This is a genomic window from Nonomuraea sp. NPDC001684 (assembly GCF_053596515.1).
The window spans coordinates 1-8,838 of the sequence record NZ_JBSFGJ010000389.1 but is presented as its reverse complement, the minus strand read 5'-3'; the positions used below and the strand labels follow the sequence as shown (position 1 = coordinate 8,838).

9 protein-coding genes are annotated in these 8,838 nt (G+C 75.0%); all 9 read left to right on the top strand.

What is annotated here, in order from left to right; genetic code table 11:
* Positions 1-250: 250 nt before the first annotated feature.
* The 9 genes from ACWCSD_RS40820 (at position 251) to ACWCSD_RS40780 (ending at position 8,785) form a co-directional block, all read left to right on the top strand.
* Complete coding sequence (locus ACWCSD_RS40820; protein ID WP_449922932.1) at positions 251-1,549, top strand: alpha-amylase family protein; 1,299 nt, start codon at positions 251-253, stop codon at positions 1,547-1,549.
* 175 nt (positions 1,550-1,724) lie between these two features.
* Positions 1,725-2,381, top strand: coding sequence for a DNA/RNA non-specific endonuclease (locus tag ACWCSD_RS40815; protein WP_449922929.1), 657 nt, complete (start codon positions 1,725-1,727; stop codon positions 2,379-2,381).
* Positions 2,382-2,442: 61 nt separating this feature from the next.
* Positions 2,443-3,036 (top strand): biotin transporter BioY, encoded by a 594-nt coding sequence (locus ACWCSD_RS40810; protein WP_352330044.1) that lies wholly within the window; start codon positions 2,443-2,445, stop codon positions 3,034-3,036.
* Complete coding sequence (locus ACWCSD_RS40805; RefSeq protein ID WP_449922925.1) at positions 3,036-4,376, top strand: class I adenylate-forming enzyme family protein; 1,341 nt, start codon at positions 3,036-3,038, stop codon at positions 4,374-4,376. The genes ACWCSD_RS40810 and ACWCSD_RS40805 overlap by 1 nt, the downstream gene beginning before the upstream one ends.
* Position 4,377: 1 nt before the next feature.
* Complete coding sequence (locus tag ACWCSD_RS40800; RefSeq protein ID WP_449922922.1) at positions 4,378-5,502, top strand: thiolase family protein; 1,125 nt, start codon at positions 4,378-4,380, stop codon at positions 5,500-5,502.
* The gene (locus ACWCSD_RS40795; protein WP_387675053.1) at positions 5,499-6,173 is read left to right on the top strand and encodes an energy-coupling factor ABC transporter ATP-binding protein; all 675 of its coding nucleotides are present in this window, start codon (positions 5,499-5,501) and stop codon (positions 6,171-6,173) included. Before ACWCSD_RS40800 ends, ACWCSD_RS40795 begins: the two co-directional genes overlap by 4 nt.
* Entirely contained in the window at positions 6,170-6,775 is a 606-nt protein-coding gene (locus ACWCSD_RS40790) for an energy-coupling factor transporter transmembrane component T family protein (RefSeq protein WP_449922918.1), read from the top strand. Before ACWCSD_RS40795 ends, ACWCSD_RS40790 begins: the two co-directional genes overlap by 4 nt.
* Before the next feature lie 133 nt (positions 6,776-6,908).
* Positions 6,909-7,139 (top strand): hypothetical protein, encoded by a 231-nt coding sequence (locus tag ACWCSD_RS40785; protein ID WP_397156838.1) that lies wholly within the window; start codon positions 6,909-6,911, stop codon positions 7,137-7,139.
* A 41-nt stretch (positions 7,140-7,180) separates the two neighbouring features.
* Positions 7,181-8,785, top strand: a complete 1,605-nt coding sequence (locus ACWCSD_RS40780) for an exo-alpha-sialidase (protein ID WP_449922915.1) — start codon at positions 7,181-7,183, stop codon at positions 8,783-8,785.
* The last annotated feature ends 53 nt before the right edge of the window (positions 8,786-8,838 follow it).

Sequence of the window (8,838 nt, the reverse complement as noted above, 5' to 3'; positions counted from 1 at the left end):
GGCCGGGGCCGGCCTGCTGGTGCTCGACACCGAGACCGGCAGCGCCGCCGAGCACGTCTACCGCACCGGCGGCTGGACCCGCTACGGCGTCGTGCCCGGCTACGCCGGCGCCCCCGACGGCACCCTGCTCGACTGCAGCTTCTTCTACAAGCGCCTCCCGACCGGCGCGTGACCCGGTCGGGGCCCCGGCGGGCGGCTCCCGGCGGGGCCCCGCCTAGAATGAGCTTCGGATCTTCATCGGGGGGTTGACGTGCCGTCCTGGGCAGAGCAGGCGATCTTCTGGCACGTCTACCCGCTGGGCTTCCTGGGCGCCGAGCCGGCCGCCGTGCCGCGGGTCACCCACCGGCTCGCGGGCCTGACGCCGTGGCTCGACCACGCCGCCGCGCTGGGCGCCGACGGGCTGCAGCTCGGCCCGATCTTCGCCGCCGAGACGCACGGCTACGACACCCTCGACCACTTCCGCGTCGATCCGCGCCTGGGCGACGACGGCGACTTCGACGCGCTGGTGTCGGCCGCGCGCGAGCGCGGGCTGCGGCTGCTCCTCGACGGCGTCTTCAACCACGTGGGCCGGGGTTTCCCGCGCTTCCAGCAGGCCCTGCGCGAGGGGCCGGGCTCGGCGGCCGCGCGCTGGTTCCGGCTGCGCTGGCCGGCCGGCGGCGGCGCTCCCGCGCACGACGACTTCGAGGGGCACCAGTCGCTGGTCGCGCTCGACCACGCGGAGCCGGCCGTCGCCGAGCACGTCGCGGCGGTGATGGCCCACTGGCTCGACCGCGGCGCCGACGGCTGGCGGCTGGACGCCGCCTACGCCGTGCCGCCGGAGTTCTGGGCGCGGGTGCTGCCTCAGGTGCGCCGCGGGCGGCCCGAGGCGTACGTGGTGGGGGAGGTCATCCACGGCGACTACGCCGCGTTCGTGGCCGAGACCGGCGTGGACGCGGTCACCCAGTACGAGCTGTGGAAGGCGATCTGGAGCTCGCTCAACGACCGCAACGCCTTCGAGCTGGCCTGGGCGCTCAAGCGCCACACCGCGTTCGCGGAGTCCTTCGCGCCGATGACGTTCGTCGGCAACCACGACGTCACCCGCCTGGCCAGCCGCCTGGCCGACGAGCGCCACCTGCCGCACGCCCTGGCCGTGCTGATGACGGTCGCCGGCACGCCCTCGTTGTACGCCGGCGACGAGTACGCCCTGCGCGGCGTCAAGGAGGAGCGCGAGGGCGGCGACGACGCCGTGCGCCCGGCCTTCCCCGCCTCCCCGCTGGAGATGCCGCCGACCGGCCTGCCGGTCCTCGACCTGCACAAGCGGCTCGTCGCGGTGCGCCGCCGCCACCGGTGGCTGTCCCGCGCCCACACCACCGACCTGGTCCTGTCCAATCAGCTCTACGCCTACGAGAGCCGCTCCGGCGATCACGCGCTGGCCGTGGCGCTGAGCACCGCCGACGAGCCGTCGCAGGTCACGCTGCCGTTCACCGGAAGCCTGGCCGCCGGGAACGGCGTCCTGGACGGCTCGCTGCTCACCCTGCCCCCGCACGGCTGGGCCGTCGTCGAACCGTGAACAGGGCGACCTACCTGTAATCACTACGAACAGTAGCGTTCTGGCCACGTTCCGCTACAACGTCGTCGGGGCATCACTATCGCGACAAAGCCGACGCGCTCGCCGACAGGGCGAAGCAACCCGCCGACGCGGGCCCGTCGTGCGTCCCCCGCGAGAGGAATGCCTTCTCATGCCCATGACCCGGCTCCCCCCTGTCCTGTGCGCCGCCGCGCTGGCCGCCGCCACCCTGACGGCCCCCGCCCAGGCGGCCGGTCCCAGCACCAGCCCCACGATCAGCACCGACGCCGCCGCCTGCATCCGGCACCTGGCCAAGAACCACACCTACAAGGACGGCTCCCGCACCTACACCACCGACGGCGCCGGACGGCCCGCCCAGGCCCTGGCCCCCCGGCTGGCCAGGAAGGCGGCCGCGCGCAGCGGGTGCGAGGCCACCGTCGGCAACTGGGGCGGCAGCGGCGACTGGCAGGGCGGCCATCTCATCGCCTCCTCCTTCTCCGGCGCCAGCCTGCGCTACAACCTGGTCCCCATGCGCGGCAGGCAGATCAACCAGGGCCTGATGCTCCGCGTCGAGAACGGCGCCCGCGCCTGCCTGGAGGCCAAGGGCGGCGCGGTGGCCGACTACCGCGTCGAGGTGCACTACCCCGACGGCACGACGGTGATCCCCGACCGCATCCACGTCTCCATGGCGGCGACGATCTCCGGGGTGTCCCGGCGGGTCACGGTGACCTTCCCGAACGCCACCCTGTCGGCCCGCGAGCTGGACTCCTGGCACACGAAGATCACCAACGCGTTCCGGACGGCGCACTGCATGAGCGCCTCTGACAAGGCGTAGCCGCCGGTGTTGTGGGAACCCTGCATGCGGGATCGACCCGTTCTGGTGTGGGATCGTCCTCATGACGAACGCAGGAAGACGGCGGCGGTTCCCCACCGGTGACCTGGCCAGGATCGCGGTGTTCGCCGCGCTGATCGCGGTGCTGGGCGCGCCGGGGGCGGTCAACGTTCTCGGCAACGCGGTGCCGATCACTCTCCAGACGCTCGGCGTCATGCTGGCCGGGGCCATCCTCGGCAGCCGGCGGGGGGCGCTGGCGGTGGTCGTGCTGCTGGTGCTGGTCGCGGCCGGGCTGCCGCTGCTGGCGGGCGGGCGCGGCGGGCTCGGCGTGTTCACCGCCGCCTCCGCCGGGTTCCTGCTCGGCTGGGTCCCGGGGGCCGCCGTCACCGGGCTGCTGGTGGAGCGGGCGGGCCGGACGCCGAGCGTCCTGCGGCTGCTGGTGGCGTGCGCGGTGGGCGGGATCGGGGTGGTCTACCTGGTCGGCGTGCCGGTGCAGGCGCTGGTCACCGGGCTGCCGCTAACCAAGGCGCTGGCCCTCAGCGCGGTGTTCCTGCCGGGCGACGCGCTCAAGGCGGTGGTGGCCGCGCTGGTGGCCAGGGGCACGCAGCGTGCCTATCCCGACGCCGTGCCGGCCGTCCACCGCGAACGGGTGCGCTGATGCCGGTCGCCGAGCACGTCCTGCGGCACGCCGCCGACGGCCCGTCCCGGGTCGCGCTGCGCGGCCCGGGCGGCTGGCTGACCTACGGCGAGCTGGCCGGACGCGTCCAGGGCGGCGCGCGGCAGCTTCGCGGGCGCGGCGAGCTGGCCGCCATCGCCCTTCATGACCCGGTCGAGCTGCTGGTCGCGGTGCTGGCGGCCGATCTGGCGGGGGTGACGCCGCTGGTGGGCGATCCGGCGTGGAGCGCGGAGCGGTGGGCGCGGGTGGCCGGGGCAGCGGGCGCCGATCTGCGGGTCGAGGAGCCGCTGCCGTCCGCGCCGGGCGCGCCCCTCGTGCCCGACCCCCGTCCCGGCGACCGGGCGTGGGCGTGCTTCACCTCCGGCAGCACGGGCCGGCCGCGCGCGGTGGCGCGTACCCGCGCGTCCTGGACGCGGTCCTTCCCGCACCTGACCGAGCTGACCGGGATCGGCCCGGCCGACGTCGTCCTGGTGCCCGGCCCGCTGGTCTCCTCCCTGTACGCCTTCGCCGCCGTGCACACGCTGGCCGTCGGCGCGACCGCCGTCGTGCCGGGCGGGCGGCCCACGGCGGCGTCGCTGCGCGCGGCGACCGCGATCCATCTGGTGCCCCACCGGCTGTCCGAGGTGCTGGAGCAGGCGCCCCGCCTGCGTACGGCCGTCGTCGGCGGCGCGGCGCTGAGCGGGCAGGCCCGGGACCTGGCCGAGCGGGCGGGGGTGCGGGTGATGTCCTACTACGGCGCGACCGAGCTGTCGTTCGTGGCCTTCGACCCCGACGGGAGCGGGCTGCGGGCCTTTCCTGAGGTCGAGATCGAGGTCAGGGCCGAGCCGGGGCGCACGCTGGGCGAGGTGTGGGCGCGCTCGCCGTGGCTGGCCGACGGCTATCTGGGTGGCGCGAGAGGTCCGCTGCGCCGCGACGGCGCGGGCTGGATGACGGTCGGCGACCTCGCCGAGCCGTACCGGGCCGGGCAGGTGCTGCGGGTGCGCGGGCGCGGTGACGGCGCGATCCAGACCGGCGGCGCGACCGTCGTGCCCGAGGACGTCGAGGCGGTGCTGCGGAACGTGCCGGGGGTGGGGGACATCGTGGTGATCGGGTCGCCGCACCCGTCGCTCGGCTCGGTGGTGACCGCGGTGGTCGAGGGCGCCTCGCCGCCGCCGCGCGCGCTGCTGGAGGCCGTCGCGCGCAGCGGGCTGGACGTGGCGCAGCGGCCCCGCCGCTGGTACGCCGTCCCGGCCCTGCCGCGCACCGGGTCGGGCAAGCCGGCGCGCGGCCTGGTGGCCGACCGGCTGGCCGGCGGCGACCCCGAGCTCCGCAGGCTGGTCTGAGGTGGGCGGACGCCCCGTCGTCGTGGCGGCACGCCGTACGCCGATCGGCACGGCCGGGCACGCCTTCAAGGACGTGAGCGTCGACCGGCTGGCCGCCCCCGTGATCGAGGCGGTGGCCGCCGAGGCCGGCCGGCCGGTGGACGACGTGGTGCTCGGCAACTGCATGGGCCCCGGCGGGAACGTGGCCCGGGTCTCGGCGCTGGCCGCCGGGCTCGGCCACGGCGTGCCCGGCCTGACCGTCGACCGGCAGTGCGGCAGCGGGCTGGCCGCGATCCTGGTGGCCGGGCAGGCGGTGGCCGCGGGGGAGATGGAGCTGGTGATCGCCGGGGGAGCCGAGAGCGCCTCGACCGCGCCGCTGCGCACGCCGCGGGGCGCGGACCGTCCCTACGACCGGGCTCCCTTCGCCCCCGAGGGCCATCCCGACCCCGACATGGGCCCGGCCGCCGAGGCCCTGGCCGGCGCGTACGGCATCAGCCGCGCCCGCCAGGACGACTACGCCCGCCTCAGCCACGCCAAGGCGCTGGCCGCCCGCGCGGCGGGCGCCTTCGACCAGGAGATCGTGCCGGTCGGCGGCCGGTCGGAGGACCAGCGTCCCAGGGCGCTGCGGGCGGCGTCGCTGGCCCGGTTGCCCGCGGCGTTCGTGCCGGGCGGTACAGTGACCGCCGGTAACTCCTCCCCGGTCAGCGACGGCGCGGCCGCCGTGGCGCTGGCGCCCGAGCGGGCCGGCCTGCCGGGGTTGCGGCTGTTGGCCGGGTCCGTCGTCGGGTGCGATCCGGCGCTGCCCGGATGGGGGCCGGTGCCCGCGGTCCGCCGGGTGCTGGCACGTGCGGGGGTGGACATGGGACGGGTGGCCGCGGTGGAGATCGTGGAGGCGTTCGCGGCGCAGGTGCTGGCCGTCACCGACGCGCTCGGCCTCGACCCGCTGGAGGCCGACCGCGACCGGGTGTGCGCCGGCGGCGGCGCGCTGGCGCTCGGCCATCCGTGGGGCGCGACCGGCGCGGTGGTGGTGACCAGGCTCTTCTCCAGGCTGGTACGGGCCGGGGCGCCCGCGGGCACGCTGGGGCTGGCGGCCGCGGCGGTGGGCGGCGGGCTGGGCGTGGCCGCGCTGTTCGAGGTGGTCGCGTGATCGAGTTCGCCGACGTGCACGTCCGGCTGGGCACCCGCGACGTGCTGCGCGGCGTCACCGCGAGCCTGACCGAGCGCCGGGTGGGCGTGGTCGGCGCGAACGGCTCGGGCAAGAGCACGCTGGCCCGGCTGATCAACGGCCTGGCGGTGCCCACCTCGGGCGAGGTCACCGTGCTCGGCCTGGACACCCGCCGGCAGGCCGCGCGGATCAGGCGGCGGGTGGGGTTCCTGTTCACCGACCCCGACGCGCAGATCGTCATGCCGACCGTGGCCGAGGACGTCGCCTTCTCCCTGCGCCGCAAGGGCCTGCCGCGCGAGGAGGTCGAGCGCCGGGTGCACGACGTGCTGGCCCGGCACGGCCTGGACGGGCACGCCGACCATCCCGCCCACCACCTGTCCGGCGGCCAGAAGCAGCTGCTGGCGCTGTGCGCGGTCATGGTGCTCGAACCCGACATCCTGGTCATGGACGAGCCCACGACGCTGCTCGACCTGCGCCATTCGCGGCAGGTGGCCGCGTTGTTGCGGGAGATGCCGCAGCAGGTGGTGGCGGTGACGCACGACCTGCCGCTGCTGGCCGGGTTCGACCGGGTGCTGGTGCTGGACGAGGGCCGGGTGGTCGCCGACGGCACGCCGGCCGAGGCGATCGGCCACTACACCGAGCTGATGGCGTGAACGGGCTCACCGGGGCGTACGTGCCGGGCGGCTCGTGGCTGCACCGGCTGCCGCCCGGGGTCAAGCTGGCGGGGCTGGCGGTGTCGTGCACGGCGCTGGTGCTGGTGCGTCCGCCGGTGGCGCTGGCGGGGGCGGCGGTCGTGGCGGCGGCGCTGTACGCGTCGGCTCGGGTCGGGGGGCGGGCGGCGTGGGCGCAGGTGCGGCCGGTGCGCTGGTTCGCGGTCATGCTGTTCGTGCTGCAACTGGTGTTCGCGGACCTGGACGCGGCGCTGTCCTCGACGTTGCGGGTGGTGCTGGCCGTGGCGCTGGCGGGGCTGGTGACGCTCACCACGCGGACGGCGGACATGCTGGCGGCACTGGAGCGCGTCCTGTCGCCGGTCAGGTTCGTGGGGCTGGACCCGTTCCGGCTGTCGTTGCTGCTCTCGCTCACCGTGCGCAGCGTGCCGGTGGTGGCCTCGCTGGCGGTGCGGATCAGAGAGGCGCAGCGGGCGCGGGGGGTCGAGCGCAGCATGCGGGCCTTCGCGGTGCCGCTGGTGGTGGGCGCTCTGCGGCACGCGGACGCGCTGGGCGAGGCGCTGTCGGCCCGCGGGCTCGACGACTGACCCGCACTTCATCACAAAGCGGACATAAGGTAGTTACAACTTACACCTCCACTTTTGGTCAAATATAGCCTTCTTGCGTAAATAAACGACAAAACGGACGTCGATCGTTCGTTGCGCAAGGAGTCCTTCCCCCGTGCTGCCCACCAGAGCGCTGCTCGCCGCCTGCCTGCTGGCCCCCCTTCCCGTCGTCCTGCAGGGGACGGCGCACGCGGCCGCGTACTGCTCGATTCCCGACACGCCCGCCCTCACCGCCCAGGAGTCGGGGCCGCGTGAGGGCTACCTGGCCGGATCGGGCAGCGACGCCTTCGTGGACTGGGTCTACCCCAGCCCGCGCCCGGCGGCCAAGGAGCCGACGGCGGCCTGACCTTCGGCCCGGCGCGCGGCACGCCGCTGCGCGAGGCGCCGGTGCAGTTGCACGACGGCCGCCTGTTCGGCACCGCCTACTACCTGTCGAAGGTCGACGCCCGCACCAACGAGCTGGACGTGCACACCTCCACCGACCTCGGCCAGACCTGGGACACCGCCAAGGCCACCTTCACCAGCCCGGACGAGCTGGTCGGCGGTGGCGTGGCGCACGGCGTGCCGATCCAGCTGGCCGACGGGACCGTCCTGGTGACCGTCTACGCCCGCTACACCGCCACCGGCGGGAAGAACCAGGCCGAGCTGTACGCCAGCGCCGACGGCGGCCGCACCTTCGCCCGCCGCGGCGTCATCGCCCGCCCGGCCGGCGAGGCGACGTACAACGAGACGGCCGTCGAGCAGACCGCCGACGGCAGCCTGCTGGCGGTCATGCGCAAGGACGGCGGCACCTACTCCACGCTGGCCTGGAGCCGTTCGACCGACGAGGGCCGCACCTGGTCGGCCGTGCGCGACCTGCAGCCGTCCGGCCAGAGCTGCACGGTGCGCGGCGTGGCCCCGCGCCTGCTGCTCATGCCCAACGGCGTGCTGGTGCTCAGCGCGGGCCGTCCGGACGACTGGCTGGCGATCTCCCCCGACGGCCGCGGCGACTCCTGGACGCAGCAGCGCGTGACCTACCACAACCGCGACGGCGTCTACGACACGCACGGCTCGTCCGGCTACACGGCGCTGGCCGCCGTCGGCGCCAACCGGCTGGTCCAGCTCTTCGACAACTGCAAGCTGCCCGGCGTCAAGGCCGACGGCACGCTGAACGAGACCGCCTGCCCGGCGAGCGGCAGGTTCGAGAACGGCGGCTGGTACGCCGTCAAGCGCCGCCACCTGGACGTCCTGGCCCCCGGCGCGGGCCGGATCGACCTGGCCGCCAAGCAGCGCGCCGGCGAGCTGACCGTCGAGACGAACATGACCTGGGCCGACGCCCGGCGGCCGCGGGTGCGCCCCGACGGCGCCTTCGACGGCAGCACCGCGTACTGGTCCAGCGCCGTCTCCCAGGGCCCCGGCGAGTACGTCCTGCACCTGGACCGCGAGCAGACCTTCAACCGGATCGGCCTCAGCCTGCGCCCGGGACACCCGGCCTCGGCCAGTGTCTACGTCTCCAAGGACGGCGCCGACTGGGGCCGTCCGGTGGCCACGGTCACCGGGCGCACCGACTACGCGCTGCGCCACCAGCCGGTGAACGCCACCGGCCGGCACGTCAAGGTCGTCGTCGAGGCCACGCCGGACTGCGACGCCGAGATCGGCCCGAGCTGCGCGATGCTCAACGAGGTCGAGCTCTACTCCACGACCGACACCTTCGACAACGACCCGATCTGGCTGCGCCCGCGCGGCTACCAGAGCCTGTCGGCGGCGTGGGTGTCGCCGTACGAGGTGGGCGCCGACCGGGCGCTGACCCTGTCCGACAAGTCCACCACCCTCATGGCCAAGGCCGCCCGCACCACGACCGCGAGCGCGCGCAAGACCCTGGAGTTCCGCTACAAGCCGGTCAGCGTGACCAACTCCTTCCTGTTCACGGTCACCAGCGGGACGACGTCGGCCTACCACCTGAGCATCAGCAGGGCCGGCGCGTTGCTCACGACGTGGACCGGACGCTGCTGACAATAAACGGCCAAAGCCAATGACAGGCTCGGCTCGCCACCAGGCTTGGACAG